This is a genomic window from Microbispora catharanthi, assembly GCF_006334915.2.
In the GTDB taxonomy this organism is placed as follows: Bacteria; Actinomycetota; Actinomycetes; order Streptosporangiales; family Streptosporangiaceae; genus Microbispora; species Microbispora catharanthi.
Window position 1 is genome coordinate 73404 of the sequence record NZ_VDMA02000026.1, and the last position, 23213, is coordinate 96616.

The 23213-nt window shown below is 71.9% G+C and carries 25 protein-coding genes, 1 tRNA gene and 1 riboswitch; of the genes, 11 read left to right on the forward strand and 15 right to left on the reverse strand.

Annotated features, from left to right (window positions below; all coding sequences use genetic code 11):
- Positions 1–19: 19 nt before the first annotated feature.
- The 3 genes from FH610_RS35625 to FH610_RS35635 are packed head-to-tail and all read right to left on the reverse strand — an operon-like array spanning position 20 to position 2513.
- The gene (locus tag FH610_RS35625) at positions 20–1294 is read right to left on the reverse strand and encodes a Stp1/IreP family PP2C-type Ser/Thr phosphatase (protein WP_139579639.1); all 1275 of its coding nucleotides are present in this window, start codon (positions 1292–1294) and stop codon (positions 20–22) included.
- On the reverse strand, positions 1291–1755 hold the full coding sequence (locus FH610_RS35630; RefSeq protein WP_139579640.1) for an FHA domain-containing protein FhaB/FipA: 465 nt from the start codon (positions 1753–1755) through the stop codon (positions 1291–1293). Before FH610_RS35630 ends, FH610_RS35625 begins: the two co-directional genes overlap by 4 nt.
- Positions 1756–1772: 17 nt before the next feature.
- Positions 1773–2513, reverse strand: a complete 741-nt coding sequence (locus FH610_RS35635; protein WP_139579641.1) for an FhaA domain-containing protein — start codon at positions 2511–2513, stop codon at positions 1773–1775.
- 157 nt (positions 2514–2670) lie between these two features.
- Here FH610_RS35635 and FH610_RS35640 point away from each other — a divergent pair.
- Positions 2671–2753: transfer RNA gene (locus FH610_RS35640), tRNA-Leu, on the forward strand.
- 451 nt (positions 2754–3204) lie between these two features.
- On the opposite strand, the gene FH610_RS35645 is transcribed toward FH610_RS35640, so the two are convergent.
- Positions 3205–4209, reverse strand: a complete 1005-nt coding sequence (locus tag FH610_RS35645; protein ID WP_139579642.1) for a hemolysin family protein — start codon at positions 4207–4209, stop codon at positions 3205–3207.
- A complete protein-coding gene (locus FH610_RS35650; protein ID WP_139579643.1) occupies positions 4206–5690 on the reverse strand; it encodes a hemolysin family protein in 1485 nt (494 codons plus the stop codon). The genes FH610_RS35645 and FH610_RS35650 overlap by 4 nt, the downstream gene beginning before the upstream one ends.
- Positions 5691–5944: 254 nt before the next feature.
- On the opposite strand from FH610_RS35650, the gene FH610_RS35655 reads away from it, so the two are divergent.
- Complete coding sequence (locus FH610_RS35655; RefSeq protein WP_205826310.1) at positions 5945–7198, forward strand: LCP family protein; 1254 nt, start codon at positions 5945–5947, stop codon at positions 7196–7198.
- Between the two features lie 52 nt (positions 7199–7250).
- Here FH610_RS35655 and FH610_RS35660 read toward each other — a convergent pair whose 3' ends face one another.
- Positions 7251–7901: a GOLPH3/VPS74 family protein gene (locus FH610_RS35660; RefSeq protein WP_139579644.1), complete on the reverse strand. Its 651-nt coding sequence runs from the start codon at positions 7899–7901 to the stop codon at positions 7251–7253.
- 43 nt (positions 7902–7944) lie between these two features.
- Between FH610_RS35660 and FH610_RS35665 the strand changes: the two genes are divergently transcribed.
- Together FH610_RS35665 and FH610_RS35670 are read left to right on the forward strand one after the other, a co-directional pair.
- Positions 7945–8550 carry a TenA family protein gene (locus tag FH610_RS35665; protein WP_139579645.1) on the forward strand — a complete coding sequence of 202 codons (606 nt, stop codon included), beginning with the start codon at positions 7945–7947 and terminating at the stop codon, positions 8548–8550.
- A gap of 22 nt (positions 8551–8572) precedes the next feature.
- Positions 8573–9451: an Fpg/Nei family DNA glycosylase gene (locus tag FH610_RS35670; RefSeq protein WP_139579646.1), complete on the forward strand. Its 879-nt coding sequence runs from the start codon at positions 8573–8575 to the stop codon at positions 9449–9451.
- 24 nt (positions 9452–9475) lie between these two features.
- Here FH610_RS35670 and FH610_RS35675 read toward each other — a convergent pair whose 3' ends face one another.
- Entirely contained in the window at positions 9476–10354 is an 879-nt protein-coding gene (locus FH610_RS35675; RefSeq protein ID WP_139579647.1) for an alpha/beta fold hydrolase, read from the reverse strand.
- Between the two features lie 194 nt (positions 10355–10548).
- Between FH610_RS35675 and FH610_RS35680 the strand changes: the two genes are divergently transcribed.
- Both FH610_RS35680 and FH610_RS35685 read left to right on the forward strand, forming a co-directional pair.
- Positions 10549–10872, forward strand: a complete 324-nt coding sequence (locus tag FH610_RS35680; protein ID WP_139579648.1) for a rhodanese-like domain-containing protein — start codon at positions 10549–10551, stop codon at positions 10870–10872.
- A 55-nt stretch (positions 10873–10927) separates the two neighbouring features.
- Positions 10928–11044, forward strand: a riboswitch (TPP riboswitch).
- The gene (locus tag FH610_RS35685; RefSeq protein ID WP_139579649.1) at positions 11035–12375 is read left to right on the forward strand and encodes a purine-cytosine permease family protein; all 1341 of its coding nucleotides are present in this window, start codon (positions 11035–11037) and stop codon (positions 12373–12375) included. (Overlaps the previous riboswitch by 10 nt.)
- 201 nt (positions 12376–12576) lie before the next feature.
- Here FH610_RS35685 and FH610_RS35690 read toward each other — a convergent pair whose 3' ends face one another.
- Positions 12577–13137, reverse strand: a complete 561-nt coding sequence (locus FH610_RS35690; protein ID WP_139579650.1) for a methylated-DNA--[protein]-cysteine S-methyltransferase — start codon at positions 13135–13137, stop codon at positions 12577–12579.
- A gap of 104 nt (positions 13138–13241) precedes the next feature.
- Here FH610_RS35690 and FH610_RS35695 point away from each other — a divergent pair, with 104 nt between their 5' ends.
- Positions 13242–15215: a sensor histidine kinase gene (locus FH610_RS35695; protein ID WP_276607726.1), complete on the forward strand. Its 1974-nt coding sequence runs from the start codon at positions 13242–13244 to the stop codon at positions 15213–15215.
- A gap of 149 nt (positions 15216–15364) precedes the next feature.
- Entirely contained in the window at positions 15365–15817 is a 453-nt protein-coding gene (locus FH610_RS35700) for an ATP-binding protein (protein ID WP_310738906.1), read from the forward strand.
- Positions 15818–15826: 9 nt separating this feature from the next.
- Here FH610_RS35700 and FH610_RS35705 read toward each other — a convergent pair whose 3' ends face one another.
- The 4 genes from FH610_RS35705 to FH610_RS43360 all read right to left on the reverse strand — a co-directional run bounded on the left by FH610_RS35705 (position 15827) and on the right by FH610_RS43360 (position 17548).
- On the reverse strand, positions 15827–16336 hold the full coding sequence (locus FH610_RS35705) for a GNAT family N-acetyltransferase (protein ID WP_139579651.1): 510 nt from the start codon (positions 16334–16336) through the stop codon (positions 15827–15829).
- Between the two features lie 25 nt (positions 16337–16361).
- A complete protein-coding gene (locus FH610_RS35710; RefSeq protein WP_139579652.1) occupies positions 16362–17024 on the reverse strand; it encodes a YidC/Oxa1 family membrane protein insertase in 663 nt (220 codons plus the stop codon).
- Between the two features lie 73 nt (positions 17025–17097).
- The gene (locus FH610_RS35715) at positions 17098–17379 is read right to left on the reverse strand and encodes a DUF6412 domain-containing protein (protein ID WP_205826311.1); all 282 of its coding nucleotides are present in this window, start codon (positions 17377–17379) and stop codon (positions 17098–17100) included.
- A 1-nt stretch (position 17380) separates the two neighbouring features.
- The gene (locus FH610_RS43360) at positions 17381–17548 is read right to left on the reverse strand and encodes a hypothetical protein (protein WP_167538815.1); all 168 of its coding nucleotides are present in this window, start codon (positions 17546–17548) and stop codon (positions 17381–17383) included.
- Positions 17549–17819: 271 nt separating this feature from the next.
- Here FH610_RS43360 and FH610_RS35720 point away from each other — a divergent pair, with 271 nt between their 5' ends.
- The 3 genes from FH610_RS35720 to FH610_RS35730 all read left to right on the forward strand — a co-directional run bounded on the left by FH610_RS35720 (position 17820) and on the right by FH610_RS35730 (position 20291).
- On the forward strand, positions 17820–18368 hold the full coding sequence (locus tag FH610_RS35720; RefSeq protein ID WP_139579653.1) for a nitroreductase family protein: 549 nt from the start codon (positions 17820–17822) through the stop codon (positions 18366–18368).
- A gap of 97 nt (positions 18369–18465) precedes the next feature.
- A complete protein-coding gene (locus tag FH610_RS35725) occupies positions 18466–19179 on the forward strand; it encodes a response regulator transcription factor (protein WP_139579654.1) in 714 nt (237 codons plus the stop codon).
- Positions 19176–20291, forward strand: coding sequence for a sensor histidine kinase (locus FH610_RS35730; RefSeq protein ID WP_139579655.1), 1116 nt, complete (start codon positions 19176–19178; stop codon positions 20289–20291). Before FH610_RS35725 ends, FH610_RS35730 begins: the two co-directional genes overlap by 4 nt.
- A 112-nt stretch (positions 20292–20403) precedes the next feature.
- Here FH610_RS35730 and FH610_RS35735 read toward each other — a convergent pair whose 3' ends face one another.
- From FH610_RS35735 to FH610_RS35745, 3 genes are read right to left on the reverse strand one after another with little or no spacing between them, the layout of a single operon-like run.
- The gene (locus FH610_RS35735; protein ID WP_139579656.1) at positions 20404–22185 is read right to left on the reverse strand and encodes an ABC transporter ATP-binding protein; all 1782 of its coding nucleotides are present in this window, start codon (positions 22183–22185) and stop codon (positions 20404–20406) included.
- A complete protein-coding gene (locus FH610_RS35740; RefSeq protein ID WP_139579657.1) occupies positions 22182–22709 on the reverse strand; it encodes a TlpA family protein disulfide reductase in 528 nt (175 codons plus the stop codon). Before FH610_RS35740 ends, FH610_RS35735 begins: the two co-directional genes overlap by 4 nt.
- Positions 22710–22736: 27 nt before the next feature.
- Positions 22737–23213 (reverse strand): S26 family signal peptidase, encoded by a 477-nt coding sequence (locus FH610_RS35745; RefSeq protein WP_205826312.1) that lies wholly within the window; start codon positions 23211–23213, stop codon positions 22737–22739.

The window sequence follows — 23213 nt, forward strand, 5'->3', positions numbered from 1 at the left end:
GGCGTGGCTTCGACAGCAGTCACTTACTGGACCTCGTGGGGGTCGGCGTCGACTTGGCGTCCGGCGCGGGCGTCGCCGAGTCGCCGAAGCTCTTGATCCTGGTTATCCCGGCCTGCAGGTTGTCGACCGGGATGCCGCTGCGGACCTGGTCCTGCTGCACCGCCGGCAGCGACGAGACGCGTACGTGGTCGGTGTAGGCGACCTTCTTGAAGGACACAGGCCCGACCTCCGCGTCGACGCCCTGGAAGACGACGAGCTCGTCTCCCTTGGCGCCTATGTAGAACTGGCTCTGGGTCCACTGGTAGCCGAAATAGCCGCCGACCCCGAGCGCGGCGGCGACGACCAGCACCCCGACGGCCGCTTTCGGACCCGATCGGCCTTTGCGCGAACGCCGCGCGGAGGCCTGGGCCTCGCGCACGGGTTCGTCGTCCAGATCGTCGTCGGTGAGCACGGGTTGGGGCGCGGTGACCGTGGTGGCCCGGCCCGCGGGGGTGTCGGGCGGCGCCGAGCGGGCCCGGCCGGAGCCGGCCGCACCGACGACCGCCGCCACCCCCAGGGGCGGCTGCAGGTCGTCCACCTCGATCACGTCGGCGACCACGCAGGTGATGTTGTCCGGCCCGCCGCCCCGGTTGGCGAGGTCGATGAGCTGCCGGACGACGTCCTCGGGATCGTCGATCGTGGTCAGGGTGTGGTGCAGGGTCTCGGCGCTGACCACCGTGGACAGGCCGTCCGAGCACAGCAGGTAACGGTCGCCCACCTGGGCCTCCCGGTCCTGCAGGTCGGGATCGACCTCGCCGCTCCCGTCCAGCGCGCGCAGCAGGATCGAGCGCTGGGGGTGGTTGGCGGCCTCCTCCTGGGTGATCCGCCCGTCGTCCACCAGTGACTGCACGAGCGTGTGGTCGTGCGTGATCTGGTACAGCTCGCCGTTCCTGAGCAGGTACGCGCGGGAGTCCCCCACGTGGACCAGCGCGAAGCGTGAGCCGCTCCAGAGCATCGCGGTGAGGGTGGTGCCCATGCCCTTGAGGCTCGGGTCCCGGGCCACCATGGCGTGCAGCTGGTGGTTGGCGTCCCGGACCGCCACCTCGATGGCGCTGAGCAGGTCACCGCCGGAGGCGTCCCGGTCGAGGGACGACAGTGCGGCGATGGCGACCGAACTGGCCACCTCGCCGTGGGCATGCCCGCCCATGCCGTCTGCGACGGCCAGCAGGCGGCCGCTGGCGTACGCCGAGTCCTCGTTGCCTTCACGGAGGAGCCCGACGTCCGAGCGAGCGGCGTAGCGGAGTGCGATGGTCATTTGCGCAATTCGATGACGGTCTTGCCGATGCGGATCGGAACTCCGAGGGGCACCGGGGTCGGGCGGGTCACTTTAGAGCGTTCGAGGTACGTGCCATTGGTGGAGCCGAGATCCTCCACGATCCACTGGCCGTCCTGGGGAAAGAGCCGGGCGTGCCGGCTCGAAGCGTAGTCGTCGCTGAGAACCAGCGTGGCGTCGTTCGCCCGGCCGATGGTGATTGGCGTCTCCGTGAGGTTGATGATGGTCCCTTGCAGGGGGCCACCGGTGACGATCAGCTGGCGGGGTTCGCCCTTCTTGGGCTTGGAAACCGGTCGGGGCTGCTTGACCGGTTTGCGTGTGGGCGCGGGAGCCGTACGCGGACCGAACAGGTCTGTCCGGATGACGCCGACCGCGGCGATCACGAAGAACCACAGCACCGCCAGGAAGGCGAGCCGGATCAGCAGCAGCGTTAGCTCGGACATGGACCGTTTGTCTACCTCTAATCGCGCCTGAACACCAGTGTCGTGCGGCCGAGCGTCACCCTCGTCCCGTCCTGCATCTCGATCCTGCGGACCGGCTGGCCGTTGATGAAGGTGCCGTTGGTCGACCCCAGGTCCACGAGCACGACCTGCGGGCCTTCCACTCTTAGCTCGGCATGATGCCGTGATACGCCGGGATCCACCAGCCGAAGATCACAATCGGTTCCGCGGCCCAGCAAAGTGACCGGTGTGGTCAGCTCGTACGAGCGCTGGCCCTGGGGGTCGTCCTGGGTGGAGACGAGCAGCCGGGGGCGGCCCTGGAACGCGCTGGGGCGGCCGGCGGGCACGTCGCTCGGCGGCTGACGGATCTCGTCCTGCTCGACCGTGGCGCCCCGGATCACCCCCGACCGGATGCGGAAAAGCCCGACCGCGAGGTCGTCCGCGGTCTCGAAACGCACCCGCACCGGCCCGACGAACGAGTAGCCCTGCTCCTTGGCGTACTCCCGTGCGAGAGTGGCCAGCTCGTGGCTGATGCTGTCGGCGTACACCTCCAGCCGCTCGCTGTCGGTCGTCGACAGCTCCACCACGAAGTCGTTCGGCACGAGCGTGCGACCCTGAGCGACGATCGCGGCGCGCTCGTCCATCTCCCTCTGCACGGCGCTGGCAACCTCGACCGGCTGGAGGTCGGACTTGAACGCCCGCGCGAAGGCCCCTTCAACCAACCCTTCGAGCCTGCGCTCGAAGCGCTGAAGGACTCCCACCGGATACCTCCCTTCCATTGCCACTACGGTCGCGACCGCTCCGGTGCTGCACTGAGCCCCTTCGCATCGTCGTTTAGAAGGATCGTATCCGGGTTCGTAAGCACGGGCGGATACGTGCTAACCTTTCCAGGCACCCAGAGATGGGGGCCAACCGCAAGGGCAAGTGGCGGAATGGCAGACGCGCACGGTTCAGGTCCGTGTGTCCGAAAGGACGTGGGGGTTCAACTCCCCCCTTGCCCACGAGAACGCAGCCTCGCGTGGTCGGAAGCAGAGCTTCCTTCCCGCGAGGCTTTCTCTTTGCGCCGCCCAGGGGGGCAACCCCCTGGAACCCCCGGGCAGATGGGCAACCTCGCGTGGACGCAAGCGAAGCTTCCACGTCCGGCCTCCCCTCCCGGCCCGTACGGCACGGGCCCTCCTGGCGATGTCGCGGCGGGGGCCCCGAACATCGGGGCCCCTCCGTCGCGCACTGCACATTCTCAGGAGGCCGCCTTTCAAACCACTTTCCCCGCGCTTGCAGGGGCGACCTTTACCTTCTGTCCCAGTTCGTGAGCACAGGCGTCTCGCGATGGAAGATTTTCGGTGAAGCCGCAGGCGCGGGGCCGCGCCGTGACGTGCCAGGTCGGCGCGCCCGCTCACGCGACGGGCGCGCCGCTCCCGAGCGCCCCGATGAGCGAAGCGGGAGACACAGGTGTCAGGCGACCAGCAGTTCGCCGACCAGAGTGGTGAGATCGATCACACCGACGGGCGTGCCGCCGGCGTCCGTGACGAGCCCGAGCTGCGCGCGGGCCTCCTGCAGCAGGGTCACGGCGTCGGAGATCGTGGTGTCCTTCGCCATGCGGGGGACGGGGGTCGCCAGCTCGCCGGCCCTGTGTCCCGGCTGAAGGACCGCGTCGCGCACGTGGAGCACGCCGACCACGTCGTCGGGGGTGACGACCAGCATGCGCAGGCTCCCGCCGCGCGCGGCCGTCCGGCGTACGAGCAGGTCGTCGGCGTTCGCGGGCACCGAGGACGCCTCGCCGACGGGCACCATCAGGCGTTCGACCGGCTGGGAGTGGACCCGCAGCGCGCGGGTGAGCAGGTCGTGCTCGTCGCGGTCGAGCATGCCCATCCGGCCCGACTCGGCGACCAGCATGGCGAGCTGGCGGGGTGTGCGGGTGGTGGCCAGCTCGTCGCGGGGCCGCACGCCGGCCAGCCGCAGGATGCCGTTGGTCAGCGCGTTCAGCAGGGCCAGGATCGGGCGGACGAGCCAGGCGAAGCTGCGGAACGGCAGCGCCAGCCCCATCGCGGCGCGCTCGGGGTGCGTGAGCGCCAGCGACTTGGGCGCCATCTCGCCGACGACCATGTGGAGGAACGTCACCAGGGCGAGCGCCACGACGTACGCCACGGGCGTGCGCAGCGTCTCCGGCAGCAGCGTGAGCACCGGCTCCATCAGATGCTCGATGGAGGGCTCGGCGACCATGCCGAGGCCCAGGGAGGCCAGTGTGATGCCGAGCTGCGCCCCGGCGAGCATGAGCGACAGCTCGCGCCCGCCCCTGACCGCCGCTCGGGCCGTGACCTTGGCCAGCCGGCCGCCGCTGACGGCGATCTCCTCCAGGCGGTGGCGGCGGGCGGAGACCAGGGCGAACTCGGCCGCGACGAAGAACCCGTTGACGGCGAGCAGGACTATGCCGAGCAGAACGCCGGTGAGAGAGTTCATGCGGGCCTGCCCTGGAACAGCGCGGAGAACAGCTCCGGGGCGTAGTCGGCGCCGCCCGCGCCGCGGGCCGCCGCGCGGGCCTTCTCCCGCTCCGGCCGCTCCTCCGCATCCGCGTCCGCCGGTGCCTCGGCCGGTGCGTCCGCCGGCGCCTGCGTCGACACCCGCACCCACTCGGGGACGCGGCGGCGCACGCTCAGGACCGTGAGCACGGCCCGCTCGGCGTCGTCGTCCTCGTCGTCGAAGAGATGGGGCTCGGGCACGAGGGGGGAGACGACCTGGTCGCCGGGCTCGGCCATCCGGCCGAGGAGCGCGAGGACGAGACCGGCCACGGTCTCGTAGTCCTCGCTCTCGGGCAGCCGTACGTGCGTGGCGCGCTCGACCTCGTCGAGGCGGAGGGTGCCCGGCACGTCCCAGACGCCCTCGCCGTGCCGTACGACGCCGAGCGGTTCGGGGTCGTTCTCGTCCACCAGTTCGCCGACGAGCTCCTCGGCCAGGTCCTCCAGCGTCACCACGCCGGCCAGCCCGCCGTACTCGTCGATCACGCAGGTGAACGTCTCACCGGCGGAGGTCATCCGCCGCAGCAGCTCGGGCAGCGGCAGGGTCGCGGGGACGAGCAGCGGCGCGCGGGTGATGCCGCCGACGAGCCCGCCGGAGGGAGAGCCGGCCTTCAGATACTCGGGCAGCCCGGCCACCCCGACGACGTCGTCGGCGTCGGTGCCCAGGACCGGATAGCGGGAGTGACCGTGCGTGCGCAGGGCGTCGAGGAACTCGCCGACCGGCCACTCGGCGCGCAGCGAGACCACGCGCGGGCGGGGGACCATGACGTCCTCGGCGGTACGGTCGCCGAACTCCAGCGCACGCTCCAGCGTGTCGGCCAGCCGGGGCGGCAGCTCGCCGGCCGCGGCCGACTCCGTCACGATGCGCGACAGCTCCTCGGGGGTGGCGCCGTGTTCGAGCTCCTCCACGGGCTCGATGCCGAACAGGCGCACGAGCCGGGTGGCCGCGGCGTCGAACAGGCGGATGACCGGCCCGGTGACCACGAGATAGACGTGCGTCGGGCGGGAGAGGACCTTCGCGACGTCCTCGGGCCGCGCGATGCCGAGGTTCTTGGGGGCCAGCTCGCCGAGGATCATCTGCACGACCGTGGCGATCGCGACGCCGAGGGCCACCGCGACACCGGGGACGGCCGAGCCGGGCAGCCCGGCGGCCTCCAGAGGGCCGCGCAGCACGCCGGCGATCGCGGGCTGGGCGATGAAGCCCACCAGGAGGGTGGTGACGGTGATCCCGAGCTGCGCGCCGGAGAGCATGAACGACAGCCGTCCGGTGATGTCGAGGGCCCGGCGCGCCGCGCCGTCACCGGCCGCCGCCTGCTCGCGAAGGGTGCCCCGGTCGGCGGCCACGAAGGCGAACTCCTGCGCCACGAAGAATCCGGTGGCCAGGGTCAGAAGGAGGACGGCCACGAGGCCGAGGGCGGCGCTCATCGGGCGCCCGCCGTGCGATCATGAGATCCCGTGCCTGGGCACGGGCAGGTACTCCAGGGGTCCGGAACGGACACGACGATCCTTTCGCGTGGTGGTATACCACCGTAACGGCTGGAATCTCTCCTGTGTTTCCCGGCAGCCTTTACTGACTGCTTAGAGGGTGTCTGGGTACCGTGAAGAAGGGGACGCATCGGCAAAGACTTTCGCCGCTGCGGTCAAAGCAGTCGCAAGGACGCTGAGGGCTGGGGGTTCACGTGGCCGACGAGGACGAGGCGACCCGCGCCTATCGGCGTGCGGCCCAACCCCCGGCAGCACCGCCCCCGGCTGCCCCGTCCCGGACGGCACAGCCTCAGCCGGCGGCTCCGGCGGGGTCCGGCAGGGAGGACACGGTCCCCCGCGCCCGGTCCAAGGTGTACGGCAAGCCCCGTCCCGGCAACGCCCCGGTCCGCCCGCTCGGCGGGAGCAGGCACGAGGCCGAGGACCAGGGAAGCGCCTCGCACGGCGGGGGCGGCGGGCCGACGGGCCGCGACGGCTCCGTGCGCGGCGGCGGACGCGGACCGCGCCGGACCGGCAGGATCGTCCTGCGGGTCGTCGTCGTGGTGGTCGTGCTCCTGCTCGTCGCCGCCGTCGCCGGATATTTCTTGATCGGCTCCCGGCTCCGGCCGGTCGAGTCGCTGACCGACTACGACGGGCGGCCCGCCGAGACTCCGGGCCAGGACTGGCTGCTGGTCGGGTCCGACAGCCGGGCGGGCCTGACGGCCGCGCAGCGCAAGAAGCTGGCCACAGGAAAGGCGGTCGGCAAGCGCACCGACACGATGATGCTGCTGCACATCCCCGAGAGCGGCCGGCCCACCCTGGTCAGCCTGCCCCGTGACTCGTACGTCCCGATCGAGGGGCACGGCAGCGGCAAGCTGAACGCGGCGTACGCCTTCGGCGGCCCGGAGTTGCTGGCCAAGACGGTCGAGCGGGTGACCGGCATCCGAATCGACCACTACATGGAGATCGGCTTCGGCGGTTTCGTCGGCATCGTGGACGCGATCGGCGGGGTCAACATCTGCGTGAAGCAGGACATCAAGGACCCGAAGGCCGGGATCAACCTGAAGAAGGGCTGCCAGGACATGGACGGCGGCACCGCGCTCGGCTACGTGCGCACCAGGGCCACCGGCGCCATACCCGACTTCGAGCGCACCCAGCGGCAGCGCCAGTTCTTCTCGGCCGTCGTGCAGAAGGCCGCGAGCCCGGGCACGCTGATCAACCCGTTCACCTCGGTCCCGCTGGCGCTGAGCGCGGCCGACTCGGTCTCCGTCGACCCCGGCAGCGGCCTGTTCGACCTGCTGTCGGTCGGCATGGCCATGCGCGAGGGCCCCGTCGCGACCGCCGTGCCGATCGGCTCGCTGCCGACGATCGGCGGCCAGGCGGTGGTCAAGTGGGACACCCAGAAGGCGCTGCGCCTGTTCGAGGCGCTCGCCGCCGACAAGCAGGTGCCCAAGGACGTCATCACCAAGTAGGGGGACCGCCGCTCGCGCGGGCGCACGACGTGCGCGGCACGAGCGGCAGGGGTCAGCTCCCCGCGGTGGCGGCGACCGTCGCGGCGGTGGTGGCGGCGGCCACGGCGGCGTGGATCGAGGCGATCGTCTTGCGGACCGCCTCGGCGGTCCACTGTCCCTCGGCGATCTCCTTGATCCGGCCCTTCTGCGCGTCGGGGAACGCCTTGCGGTCGAGCTTGGCCGCGTGCATGACCGCGATCAGGACCGCCGTCCGCTCGTCCGGCTCGGCTCCGGTCAGCACGTTCTGGACGCGCTCCCGCACGCCCTGCTCGTGGCTGGGGTCGAGCTCGGGATAGCGCGTGGTGGGGAAGATCCCAAGGATCTTGCCCTCCTGCTCGCTCAGCACGCCCCGGGCGGCCAGACGGGTCAGCAGCCGCTTGCGCAGCCTGCCCGCGCGGAGCTTGCCCACCCACCAGTCGGCCTTGCGCGGACCGCGCTCCTCGGCGATGCGGGTGAGCGCCGCGTCCAGCTCCTCATCGCCCACCGGGGTGGGATCGACGGGCACGACCTTCGCGCCGTCGAGGTCCACCCGGCGGCGTACGGCCAGATCCGCGAGCAGGGCCCCGGCCAGGGCGCAGTCGAGCTCCACCGACCCGATGATCGGCTTGCCGGTGTCCTCCCGGTAGGCCAGCAGCAGCACTTCCTCGGCGATCGTCAGTGTCACGCAGTCGAGCCTAACTCGCGGCTTACGGTCACAATGAGCCCTTATGGGAATCTCTGCGGACCTGCACGCCATCGGGCGGCCGATGCTGGACGCCCAGCTCGCGCACCCGACCGTACGCGGCATCTCGGCGGGCGACCTGCCCGAGACGGTCTTCCGGTCATGGCTGGAGCAGGACTACCTGTTCCTGCTCGACTACGTCCGGGTGTTCTCGCGGCTGGCCTGGCAGGCTCCGGACGCCCACCTCGGCGACCTGGTCGACCTGGCCCACGCGACGTGGCACGACGAGCTCGACCTGCACCGGTCGCTGGCGGCCGGCTTCGGCGCCGACCTCGACGGCGCGGTGAAGGGCCCGGCCTGCGCGGCGTACACCTCGTTCCTGCTGGAGTCGGCGGCGGACTACGGCGAGGGGCTGGCGGCTCTCTACCCCTGCATGTGGGGCTACTCGACGCTCGGCCTGATCCTGGCCGCCGACCCGCCCGCCGAACCGCGCTATCGGGCCTGGGTGGACACCTACGCCGACCCCGGGTTCGCCGCCCTCGCCGCGCGCATCGCCGTCATGATCGACGAGGCGGCTCCGGACCCGGCGCGCGCCCGGGAGCTGTTCGTCCGCGGCATGGAGCACGAACTCGCGTTCTGGGACGTCCCCTAACCGGCGGGGTTAGTGTGAGGGCATGCCGGAGCTGCCCGAGGTCGAGGCGCTCGCCGAGTTCCTTCGCGAGCACGCCGTCGGCCATGCCGTCGTCGGGGTCGACGTGACCGCCTTCCAGGCGCTCAAGACCGTCGACCCGCCCGTCACCGCGCTCGCCGGACTGCTCGTCACCGGCGTGGCGCGGCATGGCAAGTTCCTCGACGTCGACTGCGACGGCCTGCACTTCGTCACCCATCTGGCCCGCGGCGGCTGGCTGCGCTGGCGCGACGACCTCACCGGCGCCAAACCGGTGCGGCCGGGCAAGGGCCCGCTCGCGGTGCGGGTGCGGCTGTCGCCGGGCGAGGACGGCCGCGCCCCCGGGTTCGAGCTGACCGAGGCGGGCACGCAGAAGCGCCTGGCCGTCTACGTGGTGCGCGATCCGGAGGACGTTCCCGGCGTCGCCGGGCTCGGGCCCGACCCGCTGGCCGAGGACTTCACGCCGGACCTGCTCAAGACGATCGTGGGCGGGAGCCGCGCGCAGATCAAGGGCCTGCTGCGGGACCAGAAGGTGATCGCGGGCATCGGCAACGCCTACTCCGACGAGGTGCTGCACGTCGCGAAGATGTCCCCCTTCAAGATCGCCGGAACGCTGACGGACGGCCAGGTCGCCGACCTGCACGACGCGATCGTGAGCACGCTGCGGGACGCGGTCGGGCGGGCCAGGGGGCTGGCCGCCAAGGACCTCAAGTCGGAGAAGAAGTCGGGCCTGCGCGTGCACGGCCGTACGGGCGAGGCGTGCGAGGTGTGCGGCGACACGATCAGGGAGGTGTCGTTCGCCGACTCGTCGCTGCAGTACTGCCCGACCTGCCAGACCGGCGGCAAGCCGCTGGCCGACCGCCGCCTGTCGCGCCTGCTCAAGTAGGCCTGCGCCTTGAGCGAGTTCACGTCAGGCCCGGAGGAACTCGGCGATCGGCTCGGCCTGGCCGAAGATGGCGTGACCGGTCCGGGGGAGCAGGTTCACGGTCGCGTGCGGGACGCACTCACGGACGCGCCGCACGGTCTGGCGAGAGTCGATCATGGCGTCGCGGTCGCCGGCGATGACGAGTACGGGCATGGTGAGGCCCCGCAACGCGTCGTCGGGGAACACCGGGAGCTTCTCCCTGCGCGGGTTGAAGTGCGTGAACGTCAGGACGACGGCGTCGAGCGCCTGCCGGTCCCTCTCCCCGTCGAGGCCCGCGACGGCCATCGCCGATTCGCGTAGTCCACCACGTCGGAACGGGCCGGTCAGCAGGGCCTTGAAGATCCAGCCGACCTTCTGCCGCCCCACGCCGCCGGGGCAAATTAGGGCCAGTCGAGTCACTCGTTCCGGACGGCGGATGGCGTAGTCCAGGGCCGTCCAGCCGCCGAGGGAGGTGCCGACGAACGCGGCGCCGGCGATCCCGAGCCCCTGCAGCACGTCGTCGAGCCAGAGTGACACGGCGTCGGAGTCCAGGGCGGGGCGCGAGGGCGCGCTCAGGCCCGGCTCGCCGACCATGTCGACGGCGTATGTGCGGAAGTGCCGGGACCAGATGGGGACGTCTCCCCGCCACATCGAGGCGTTCGCGCCCGAGCCGTGCAGCAGCACGAGAGGCGGCGCGTCCGTGGGGCCGCAGACGTGGACGAAGGTCTCACCCTCGCGAGTGGGCACCCGTACGTGCTCGGCCGGGATCGGCCAGGCGTCCAGCACCTGCCGGTAGTGGTCGAGGAGCGCGCGCCGACCGGCCTCGGACTTGTAGATCGTAAGGACGCCCGCACCGCCGGCCGCACGCCGCACCACATCGGTCATAGTCGGCCTCCCGTCGGAGCGGACCGCACATAGCGGCCTCGATCGTCACTCATCGCTCTTTAACATACGTGATTGAGGGAGTGATAGGGAAGCTTGGACAATAAAGGACCGTGTCGATGCCGCCCGCGGATCACCGTGGGTCACAGCTCGCCGCATGGGCCCGGGCATCGGCGCTGTGCCGTCAGAATGGGCGCATGACATTGCCGGAAATCGCCCCCGAGGCACTGCCCGAGGACGCGTACCTGCTGGACGTCCGCGAGAACGAGGAGTGGGTGGCCGGCCACGCTCCCGGCGCCGTCCACATCCCGCTCGGCGAACTGCAGGTGCGGGTCGACGAGGTGCCGCACGACCGGCCGGTGTACGTGGTATGCCGGGTCGGCGGCCGGTCGGCGCACGCCGCGATGTGGCTCAACCACATCGGCAGGGACGCCGTGAACGTGGACGGCGGCATGCGGTCCTGGGCCGCCGTCGGGCGTCCGATGGTGAGCGAGACCGGTGAGGCGCCCTACGTGGCGTAGGGACAGGGTCGGCGTAGGAAAACGGTCAAAGAAGTGTCATAATCCCAAAGACATCATCAATACCCGCGGGAGCTCGGGCGTGACCGGGCTGAGAGGGCGGATCCACATCGTGCCGCCGACCGCATGAACCTGTCCGGATAATGCCGGCGTAGGGAGCGTGTGATGACTTCTGCCGTCGTCGACGACGCGCACGCGGAGGTTCCGCTCACTCTGGACGAGGAGGCTCCGAGGACCCTGGGCGTGCTCGACCAGGGCGCCTTCTGGGCCAACCTCGGCGTCAGCCTCCTCGGCTTCTCGGGGGCACTGTTCCTGCTCGACCCGCTGGGCGGCAAGCCGCTGACCTTCACCGCGGCGGTGCTCGCCGCCGTCGTCGGCAGCCTGCTCGGGACGGCGATGGTCGGCCTGGCCGCGATCCCCGGCGTACGCACCGGGCGGCCCGCGATGGTGCTGCTGCGCGGCCTGTTCGGGGCCCGCCTCTCGTACATCCCGACCGTGCTGAACATCGTGCAGATGCTCGGCTGGGGCGCCTTCGAGCTGTGGGTCATCGCCAACGGCGCGCAGGCGCTGTTCGGCACGGCGGTGCCGTACGCGGTGTGGGCGGTCGTGGCGGGCGCGCTGACGATCGCGCTGACGATCCGGCCGCTCGGCGCGCTGCGGCTGCTGCGGCGGTACGTCACGGCGGGCGTGGTGATCGCGATGATCTGGCTGTCGGTCGCCCTGTTCCGGCAGGGGCCGTCCGTGGGGGGCGGCTCATGGGACGCCTTCGCCCCCGCCGTCGACTACGTCATCGCGCTGTCGGTGTCGTGGGTGCCGATGGCCGCGGACTATGCCAGGCACTCGCGGTCGAGCGGCGCGGCGTTCACCGGCGTGGTCGTCGGATACACGATCGCCCAGGTGGCCTGCCTGGCCCTCGGCATCGCCGCGCTCGCCCTGGTCGGCAACGACGGCGACAAGGTGTGGGACCCGTTCGTGGCCGCCCCTCTCGGGGTCGTGTTCTTCGGCATCCTGGTGCTGCGCGAGGCCGACCAGTCGTTCGCGAACGTCTACTCGACGACCGTGTCGATCCAGAACCTCGCGCCGCGCTGGGACCGACGGGTGATCTCGGTCGTGATCGGCCTGCTCACGACCCTGATCGCGCTGTTCGCCGACGTGAACTCCTACGGCGCGTTCCTGAGCGTGATCGGGGCCGTGTTCGTGCCGATGTTCGCCGTGCTCGTGGTGGACTACTTCCTGCTCGGCGGGGCCGCCCGGTGGAACACGGCCGAGGACGCCCCCTCACGCTGGCTCATGATCGTGCCGTGGATCCTCGGGTTCGCGGCGTACTGGATCGTGACCTCCACCCCGACGGTCGGCTGGTGGGACGGGATCTGGACCGAGGTCCGCCTCGCCCTCGGGTTCGTCCACCAGCCGTGGATGAACGCCGCGCTCGCCGCGTTCCTCGTCGCCGGGCTGGCGACCGTGGCGCTGTCCCTCCCGGGCCGCCGCCTGCGGTCGCGCCGTTAGAAGCGCTCGGCCTTCCACCCCCCGTCGGCATCGATCCACGTCCACGTGCCGAGCCTGCGTCGTGTCATCGAGCCGCAGCGGGCGCCGGGCACAGGCGCAGCTCGACCCGGACCGGCCCGAGGCGCCGCCCCTGAGGTGACCCCTCCATCCCTCCTGCTCGCCGTGAACGGGCCTCGCATGCTCGCCCTCGCGTCCGAGCGGTCAGAGGGCGCCTTCCAGGCGGAGCAGGTGCTCCTTGGCCGCCGGGCCGCCGGCGTACCCGCCGAGCGAGCCGGGGCCCTCCACCGCCCGGTGGCACGGCAGGAGCAGGCAGACGGGGTTGCCGGCCAGGGCGTTGGCCACCGCGCGGGGCGCCTGCGGCCGCCCGATCCGCTCGGCGATCTCCTGGTAGGTGGTGACGCTGCCGTACGGCACGGCCGGCATGAGCTGGATCACCGTACGGCTGAAGCCGGTGACCAGGCGCAGGTCCACCGAGAGGGAGAAGGTGCGCAGCCTGCCGGTGAAGTACGCGTCCAGTTCCCTGCGCAGGGGATCGAGGCGGCGCGGGTCGGGCCCGATGAACGAGCCGACGGCGCGGGAGACCCGGGCGAAGACCTCGTGCTCGTCCTCGTAGGTGCAGGCCAGCACGCCACGTGCGGTCACCGCGAGGACCAGGCGGCCCACCGGCGCGTCCATGGTGCCGAAGGCGACCTCGGGCGGGGCCACGCCGACGTAGCCCGGCGAGGTCACGCGGAGCAGGGCTTCGAGGTCCTCGGTGGACATGGGCGCCCCACTTTCTCTTCTCTGCGTGCAGGCAGCGTATCGGAGCGGTCGCGAGGTGACGGAAAACCCCAAGATCAAAAGGTGAAAGAAGGCACGATGGGGACGTGGGTGACAGCAGCGTGGACGGCCGGGCGGCGGACCTCGCCCCCGCGGTCCCGGACGCCGTGGCTGCGGACGTCACGGCTTTCGGTGACGCGGCCTTCGGTGATGCGGTCTTCGGTGACGCGGTCTTCGGCGACGCCGAGGAGGGCCTCGCGCGTGCGGTCCTGGCCGGCTCCCCCGACGCGATCGTCGCGCTCGACCGCGACCTGGCCGTGCTGAGCTGGAACGCCGCGGCCGAGCGGCTGTTCGGCTGGCCCGCGTCCGATCTGCTGGGCAGGCGGGCCCCGATCGTGCCCGACGAGCTGATGGCCGAGCACAACGCCGTGCTCGAACGCGTACGCGCGGGCGGCCGGGTGTCGCTGACCACCAAGCGCCTCCACCGCGACGGGCGGCTGCTCGACCTGCGGGTGGACACGAGCGCCTTGTGCTCGCCGGGCGGCGCCCTGCTCGGATACGTGAGCGTCTACCACGCCGCCGAGGACGACGACGCCGCGCACGGCAGGATGGTGCGCCGCGCCCGCCTGGTGCGGCGGCTGACCGACGTGGTCGGCGACATCAACGCCGAGCTCGACCTGCCCGTCGTGCTCGACCGCATCGCCGCGAGCCTGACCGAGCTGACCGGCGCCGACGCCGGCGGTTTCGTGTCCATCGAGGGGGAGCGGCTGCGCCTGGTCGGCGTCCACCAGTTGCCCGAGACGCTGCGCGGGGCCACCGCCGGGCTGCACACCAGCCTGGTCGCCAAGCTGCTGCGCACCGGCAAGACCGTGCTGCTCGAGACCGGCCCGGAGGGCTTCCAGGACCTGATTTGGGCGCGTCTGCCCGGCCTGCACACGATCGCCGTCGGCATCGCCGCCGTGGGCGGGCGTCCCTATGGAGCGCTCTACGCGTTGTTCGCCCGGCGCAAGGCGAGCCATCTGGAGCTCGAACTGCTCGAACTGCTGGCCGGACACGCCGGGATCGCGGTCGCCAACGCCATGGCGTACCAGGACGCGGTGCGGCAGCGCGCCCACGAGCGGGCCGTCTTCGACGCCAGCGCCGACGGCATCGCGGTGCTGGACGGCTCGGGCGCGGTCGTGCGGTGGAACCCCGCGGCGGCCGAGCTGACCGGCCACCCGGCGGACCGGGTGATCGGAGGGCCGCCGCCCTTCCCGCTGCCGGCGCCGGGGGAGAAGCTCACCTTCCAGCTCCCGTCCGGCCGATGGCTCGACGTGCTGTGCGCGGAGATCCGGGAGACGGGCGAGACCGTCGTCGACTTCCGCGACGTGACCCGGGCCAAGGAGCTGGAGGAGGCCAAGGACCTGTTCCTCGCCACCACCAGCCACGAGCTGCGTACGCCGATCACGATCGTCCACGGCTTCGCCAGCACGCTCGACTCCCGCTGGGACCACCTGTCCGACGAGGGGCGGCGGTCGGCGGTCCACACGATCGCCGAGCGCGCCCGCTCGCTCGGGCAGCTCATGGACCACCTGCTGCTCGGCGCGCGGGCGGGGGCGGAGGAGCTGAAGGTCAGGGTCGAGCCCTTCGACCTGGCCGCCCGGGTGCACGCGGCGACGCTCGGGCTGCCGGTCCTGTCCGACCGGCACCGGCTGGAGGTGGACATCCCGCCCGATCTCCCCTTCGTGTACGGGGACGCGCTGGCCACCGACATCCTTTTGGCCCAGCTCCTGGAGAACGCGTTCAAGTACTCCCCGGACGGCGGCCTGATCCGGGTCGAGGCGTGGCCGGAGGACGACCGGGTCGTGCTGGTGGTGGACGACGAGGGAGTGGGCATCGCGGAGGGTGACCGGGAGCGGATCTTCGAGCGCTTCGTCCAGGCCGACAGCGGCAACCGGCGCAGATTCGGCGGGGTCGGGCTGGGGCTCTACATCGTGCGCAACCTCGCCCGCGCCCAGGGCGGAGACGTCGCCGCACTGCCCCGATCCGGCGGGGGAACCCGCATGCGGCTGGTGTTGACCTCGGCAGGATCTTCATCCTGATAAGACAGATCGGAGCGTGGCGTCACCACTTAAGGACTGAACTATTGTCCAATGTGCACAAGCTGTGATGCGGGGCACGGTTTCCCGGCCGAGTAAGCGGGGCATTTCGGTCGTACTGGCTTGTGCAGCAGAAACGGGGGAACGGGGAGGTGAGTGCGTCGAGCGTCGTGATGCTGCCGTACGCACCGTCGAGCGTCGCCGTCGCACGTCAGCGCCTCAGCGCCGAACTTTCGAACGCGGGGCTGCTCGCCACCGCCGTCGACGACGTCGTTCTGATTATGAGCGAACTGCTGAGCAACGCGCTGCGCCACGCCCACCCTCTCCCGTCCGGCCAGCTCAAAGTGGCGTGGCTCTGCTCGGACACCCAGGTCGAGGTGGCCGTGAGCGACGGCGGCGCGTATACGGAACCCCGTGCCGGTCGCCCGACACTGTCGTCCCTCGGCGGCCGTGGGCTCGGCATCGTCGAATACCTGGCCGAGCGCTGGGGGGTCAGGCACGAGGAGGAGGCGACCACTGTCTGGGCCGTCGTCTCCGCCTCATGGCCCGCCCGAAACGGGCATCCCGAGCTGTCCGAAACCCCGGTGCTGCGCGAGGTCGGCTGAGGCCCGCCGCTACGCTCCGCCTCCGCCGCCGAAGGTGTGCTCCATGCAGACCAGGTCGTCCCGGGAGTCCCACGACTCGGTGACGACGAAGCCGAGCCGTTCGTAGAGGGCGATCGCCGTCGTCCGCCAGCGCCACACCGACAGCCGTACCGACCGCAGGCCGGTCGCGTGCGCCCGGGTGAGCGCGGCGCGGACGAGCGCACCGGCCACGCCCCTGCCGCGCTCGCCCGGGTCGACCCACAGCCGTTTGATCTCCGCCCGCCCCTCGACGGGCGCCGCGAGCACCACGCAGCCGATCGCGGCGTCCCCGCGGCGCGCGACCAGCACGACGTCGTCCGCGAACGCCGCGCCCGGGTCCTCGACCTCCACCCGATAGCGCTCGGGCAGGTGCGCGGGGCCGGCCGCCGGGACGCCCTTCTCGGCCTCGGTCCGCAGGTGGTAGGCGGCCAGGAGCGCCCGCAGGTCGTCCCCGCCGGTGTCCCCGGCCGCCCAGGACACGATCACGTGGTCACGGGTCATGCCGTCAGCATTCCAGCCCCCGGTGTCACGCGGTGCGCGGGTAGAGCACGGCCCGCTCGGCCGTCGTCCAGGCGCTGCTCACGAGCAGGTAGACGCCCGCCGCGAGCGGGAGGAAGGCCGCCACGGCCACGGTCCAGAACGGTGTGAGGAGTTGGACGCGCCGCAGCGGCGCCGTGGGCTCGACCCTGCGAGCGGCGATCACGGCCACGGCCACGAGCAGCGCGAGCAGCCCGGCGAAGACCAGGACCGGCGGGCTGACCAGGCCCGCGCCGGCGACCGCGGCCGCGAGGTGCTCCCCCAGCGGCACGCCGAGCACGCTCTGCGCCAGCAGCAGGTTCGGGTGTCCCGCGATCACGGCGGCCGTGAACAGCCGGTAGGTCACCATGAAGAACGGCGACTGCGCGAACGCCGGAAGATAGCCGGTGAACTGGCCGACGCCCTCCTTGGCGTACAACGCGTTCACCTCACGCAGGAGCCGCTGCGGATCGTTCTTCCACCGCGTGCGCAGCCTGTCCACCTGGGGAGCGAGCCGCGTCCTGATCCGCTGGGCACGGGCGACGCGGACGCTCAGCGGCAGCAGCGACAGCCGTACGGCGAGGGTGACCAGGACGATCGCGAGCCCGGCGCCGGTGACATGGCTGAGTGCCTCGATGAGCCGGTAGGCGGGGTCGAGCACGAAGTCGAACATGGGAAGCCTTTCGTCTGTGACCTTTTGCCGAGGGATGAGGGCATGACGAAAGCGCTCGTGACCGGATGGCCGGTCAGGCGAGCGCGGGGCTTCCGGATGGTGCGCGGGGACGGGGACGGCCAGGCGCGCCGGGATCGCGCAGCCTGACCATCGCCGTCTCACCGTTGTACGACGGCCTGCCCGGCCCCCGACGCAGAACGGGGACGCCGGTCAGCCGGCAGAGCATCCAGGCGAACACCAGGACGGCCACGCCGGCCAGGCCGACCGCGGTCAGCGCGCCGGGGCCGGAAGACCCCGCGGCCACCTCGGCCAGCAGCCAGACGAGCGATCCGACGGCGGCCTGGAGAGCGTTCACCTCAGCGGGACAGCTTCCCGACGACGGTGACGGCGACGACGGCGACGAGGGCGATGATCCCGATGATGAGCAGGAACTTCAGCGTCGCGAACAGCGCGGGGATCACGAATCCGATCACCAGCCAGACGGCCAGGAGGATCCCCAGTACGGTCAGTACGGTACGGGCCATGGCCCCAAGGTACGCGGTGACACCGACAACCGCGAGCTTGATCCAGAATCGGTTCGCATACCCGCGATCCATGAGGTTTCACGTGAATCATCGTGTACGGCGGCAGTTCGCCGCCAGACGGCCGTGACTCCGCTGCCGGCCCAGGTGGCCCCACCGGCGGTCCTCACCGTGTGCGCCGTAGACTCCACATGATCTCTGCAAGAAATCATCCCACTCGTGGCGATCTTGACGCGGCTGCTCGGCGCACACGACCCGGTCCACAGGCTGAGGCATGAACGTTCCACAACTCACACCGGCCCTCCACGGGCGATTCAGTCCTCTGCGCTTCGATCCGCACCACCGGCTGTCCGGCTCGGACGTCGAAACCCTGCTGGAGGCGGCCCGATGGGCTCCGTCCGCCGGTAACGCGCAGCCCTGGTCGTTCCATCTGCGCCGCCGGGGAGAGGACGGGCACGAGCATCTCGTCGCACACCTCGCCGGCAGCTCGCGACGGTGGGCGCCTGCCGCCAGCGCGCTGGTCGTCAACCTGGCCCATCACGAAGTCGACGACAGCGGCATGCTCTACTCCGAGTTCGCCGACTACGACCTCGGCCAGGCGGTGGCCCACATGACGGTGCAGGCCCATGCGATGGGCCTGTCCTGCAGGCAGTTTCGCGCCTTCGATCTCGAAGGGCTGCACGCCCTGCTCGGCGTCAGGCCCGGTTGGCGCATCCTCACGATGACCGCCATCGGCGTGCCGCTCCGGGACGACGGAACACCTCCTCCGCGAGAGCGCCGGAGCATCGTGGACCTGCGCACCGCAGGAGTCTCGTCTCCCTGATGCGGATACGCGGCGTGCGGGGCGACGCGAGCGGCCGGTTCTTACGAGACGATGACGGGGCTCGGCCGGGTCGTCCGGCGGACTTACCGTTGAGGGCGTGTCCTCCTCGAAGTCTTCCCCGAATCCCGCCCGTGTCCTCGTGGTGGACGACGACCCCACCGTCGCCGAGGTGGTGGCCCGCTATCTGGAGCGGGACGGGCACGAGGTCGAGTGCGTGGGCGACGGGGCCGAGGCGCTGCGGCGGGCCCTGGCCGACCCGCCCGACCTGATGGTGCTCGACCTGATGCTGCCCAAGCTCGACGGCCTGCAGGTCTGCCGGAAGCTGCGGGAGCGCTGGCCCGTCCCGGTGATCATGCTGACCGCTCTCGGCGAGGAGATGGACCGGGTGGTCGGCCTGGAGACCGGCGCCGACGACTACGTGACGAAGCCGTTCAGCCCGCGCGAGCTGGCGCTGCGCGTGCAGTCCGTGCTGCGGCGGGCCCGCGGCGCGCTGGTGCCGACGGGCACCGGCGTGCTGCGTGACGGCGACCTGGTGGTGGACGTCGGCGCCCACGAGGTGCGCCTGGGCGGCAAGGAGATCACACTGACCGCCCGGGAATTCGACCTGCTCGTCTACCTGCTGCGCAACCCCCGTCAGGCGTTCAGCCGCACGGCCCTGCTCGACCAGGTCTGGGGCTGGTCGTTCGGCGACTCCTCCACCGTGACGGTCCACGTGCGCAGACTGCGGGAGAAGATCGAGGACGACCCCACCGACCCGCGCCGGATCGTCACGGTCTGGGGCGTCGGCTACCGCTACGAGCCGCTGTCATGATCGTTCAGATCGTCGCGGTCGCCGCCGGGCTCGGTCTCGTCATCGCGGCCCTCGGCCTGGCGCTGCTGCGGGTGCTGCGCCGCCGGTCGATCGGCGTGATGCTCGCGGTCGTCGCGGCCGTGACGGTCTCCGCGACGCTCGCCGGGGTGGTCGCCATCACCCTCGCCATGATCATCGACGGGCGGCCGAAGAACATCGTGCTCACCGTCGTCGGCATCGGCGGCCTGGTGGGCCTCGGCGTCGCGCTGGTGAACGCCCGCACGGTGGTGCGCGCCAGCAGGAGCCTCGTCGGCGCGCTGGAGAGCGTGCCGCCCTCCGGCCGGTTCACCCCGCCGCCCGCGCCGCTCCCCGCCGAACTGCAGACCATCAGCACCGCGCTTGAGCAGGCGTACGAGCGGCTGCGGCTGGGTCGCGACCGCGAGCGGGCGCTGGAGAGCGCGCGGCGTGAACTGGTCGCGTGGGTCAGCCACGACCTGCGCACTCCCCTCGCGGGCATGCGGGCCATGGTGGAGGCCCTGGAGGACGGGGTGGCCGACGACCCCGACACCGTCAAGCGCTACCACGTCCAGATCAGGGTGGAGGTCGACCGGCTCGCCGGGATGGTGGAGGACCTGTTCGAGCTGTCGCGCATCCACGCGGGCACACTGCGGCCCGCGCTCACCCGCACGGGGCTCGGCGACCTCGTCGCGGACACCCTCGCCGCCGTCGAACCGCTGGCCCGCGCCGAGGGTGTGCACCTCACCGGCGAGGCGGACCCGCGGGTCCCGGTGTACGCGGACGCCGGGCAACTCGGCCGGGCCGTACGCAACCTGGTGGTGAACGCCATCCGCCACACGCCCGCCGGGGGCACGGTCGTCGTACGGGCGGTGGCGGAAGGGACGACCGCCCGCCTGTCCGTGCTGGACGGCTGCGGCGGCATCCCGGAGGAGGACCTTCCCCGGGTCTTCGACGTCGCGTTCCGCGGCGAGGCGGCGCGGACGCCCGGCCCCGACGGCGGCGCCGGGCTCGGCCTCGCGATCGCGCGCGGCATCGTGGAGGCCCACGAGGGCGAGATCGGCGTGGTCAACGAGGGCCCCGGCTGCCTGTTCACGATCACGCTGCCACTGGCCTGACAGCGCCTTTCCCGGGCGGGTCGCCCGCTCGGCGAGTTCCGGCGTTCACGGCGTGATCGGGAACGCCGCCGGCGGGATGCCGGGCATGGGCCCGCAGGTCCGGGTGGCCGCGTCAGCCGACCTGGTACCCCTCCGCCTGGATCGCGAACAGGTTCGCGTACAGGCCGCCGAGGCGCAGCAGGTCGCCGTGCGAGCCGTGCTCGGCCACCCGTCCCTCGTCCAGGACCACGATCAGGTCGGCCTCCCGGATCGAGCCGAGACGATGCGAGATGAGCAGGTTGGTCCGTCCCGCCCGATGCCGCCGCAGCCCGCTGTGGATCTCGTGTTCGGCCTCGGCGTCCAGGCCCGAGCTGGGCTCGTCCAGGATCAGCAGGTCGCGTCCGCCCCTGAGGTAGGCGCGCGCCAGCGCGAGACGCTGCCACTGACCGCCGGACAGGTGGACGCCCGCCTCGCCGCCGTCGAGGAAGATCCGCGACAGCAGCGTGTCGTAGCCGCGGGGCAGCGCGCCGACGAAGCCGTCGGCTCCGGCCCGGACGGCCGCCGCGGTTATCCGCTCCCGGTCCCCCATCGCGTCGAGGTCGCCGAGGCCGATGTTGTCGGCCGCGCTCATGTCGTAGGTCATGTAGTCCTGGAACACCGAGCCGATCCGCCGCCGCAGCCGCGCGGGATCGACATCCCTGAGGTCGACGCCGTCCCAGAGGATCGCACCCCGCTCCGGGTCGTACATCCGGCACAGCAGCTTGACCACCGTGCTCTTGCCCGCGCCGTTGCGGCCGACGAGACCGACCGAGTGTCCGTACGGAATGGTGAACGAGACGCCTCGCAGGGCCCACTCGTGCTCGGCCGAGTAGCGGAACCAGACGTCGCGGAACTCGATCCCCCGCCGCAGCCCGGGCACCGATCCCGGCTCGGGCCGTACGGGGAGGTCCGGCGGGGCCGTCAGCACCGACAGGTAGTGGCCGAAGAGCAGCGCCTGCTGGTGGATCGTCGCGATCTCGCCGACGAGACCGGTGATCGACGCCTGGACTCCGGCGACGGCGGCGACGAACAGCGAGACGTCCCCCACGGTCCGTCCTCCGCCCAGCGTCTCCAGCAGGGCCCAGACCAGACCCGCCCCCGCCAGCAGCGCGCTCGCGCCCCCCATGACGCTCTGGACGGCCGTCTCCCGGCGGTCCGAGCGGCGGCGCTCGGCGTCGGCGGCCGTGCGCTGCTCGCGCATCAGGCCGCGAAGGTGGCCCGCGAGGCCGAACAGCCTGATCTCCTTGGCGGCCTGGGCGCTCAGGAGGAGGTCCTGGAAGAAGAACTCCCTGCGCTCGTTGGGGCCTATGCCGATCAGCATCGCGGCACGGCGCCGGGACAGCCAGACCTCGGCCGCCAGGCCCGGCACGGCGGTGGCCGCCACCAGGACGGCCATCCACGGGCTGATCAGGGCGAGAGCGCCGAGAAAGCCCACACCGGCCAGCAGCGACCTGACGATCCCGAAGGCGGCCATGACCACCATGCCGGGCGTGCCGCCGCCGTACTGCAGCGCGAGCCGCAACCTGTCGAGGAAGGCGGGATCCTCGAACCTGGCCAGGCCGACGAACCGCTCGGTGGCGAGGAACAGGCGGTCCTGCGCGACGACGCCGATCCTCCGGCCGATCTCCTCCCGCAGATACAGGGTGATCTGGGGGACGACGGCCGCCGTGGTCCCGCAGGCGGCGAGTGCGGCGCCGAGCCAGGCGATCGACGCCGGGGTCGCCGTCCCGTGGGCGACCAGGTCGAGCACGGCCTTGGTCAGCCAGGCGATGGCCGGTGGGACCACCGCGCCGGCCGCGATCAGCGCGCCGTAGGCCGCCAGCCTCGCCCTGCCCGCCTGCCACGCCAGCCGTACGGCCGCCCAGACGGCCTTCACGCGCCCAGGCCCTCCATGCTGGTGCCGCTCGCGAGGATCGTGCGGGAGGCGTCGACCAGCGCGAAGGCGGGGAACCCGGACACCGACAGCGCCCTCGTGAGGCCGCCGCCGGAGCCGTCGATCACCACGCGGGCGACGGGTTCGAGCGCGGCACGCTCCGCCGCGACGTCCTCCTCGCGGCCGGCCAGTACGGCGAGGACCGACGACCTCCCGCCCGCGCGGTTCTTGGCGGCGTCGACGAACGACGGCATGCGTTCGGCGCAGGCGGGGCAGCCCGGCGAGAAGACGCCCACGAGCGTGGGCGTCCCGGGGAGGGTGTCGTCGGACACCGTCTCCCCGTCCGTGGTCACGGCGGTGAACGGGCCGACGGCCGACCCCGCGGGGGCCATGACCTCGGGCCCGCGGCGCAACGCCGCCAACGCCTCCGAGTGTTCACGGAGCCTTCGGATGACGCCCACGGACAGGACGAGGTCCACGGCGCACAAGACCCCGACGACCGCGACGTAGGCGATGAGGAACGGCATGAGATCTCCCTGCTTGGGCCGTGATTTTCAGCGACTGCCGTCCGGCGGCAACCGCCGCAGGACCACTCCGAGGACCCGGTCGGCGGGCACGAAGCCGCGCTGGCGCGAGTCGAGGCTCGAGCGCGGGTCGTCGCCCAGCACGACCAGGTGGCCGACGGGCACTCGGTCGGCGCCCCGGAGCGCGGGCGCGTCCGCCACCCGTGCGGGCACCGGATCGCCTCCGACCGCCGCGATCCGCTTGATGTGCCATTTCCGTTCCGGCCCCGGCTGGTGACCGCGCGGCCGCGGCGCCTCGATCACGACGACCTCGCCCACCCGTACGCCGTGGGATGGGACACGCCGCACCAGGACGCGATCTCCCGTGCGGAAGCTCGGCCGCATGCTCGTGCCGGACACTTCGACCAGGACGAACCGCCGGCGCAGCCAGGCGACCACGGCCAGACCGGAGAGCGCCACGGCCACGACAGGAAGGAGGATCAGCCGCCCCCGGACCGGGTCGGTCAC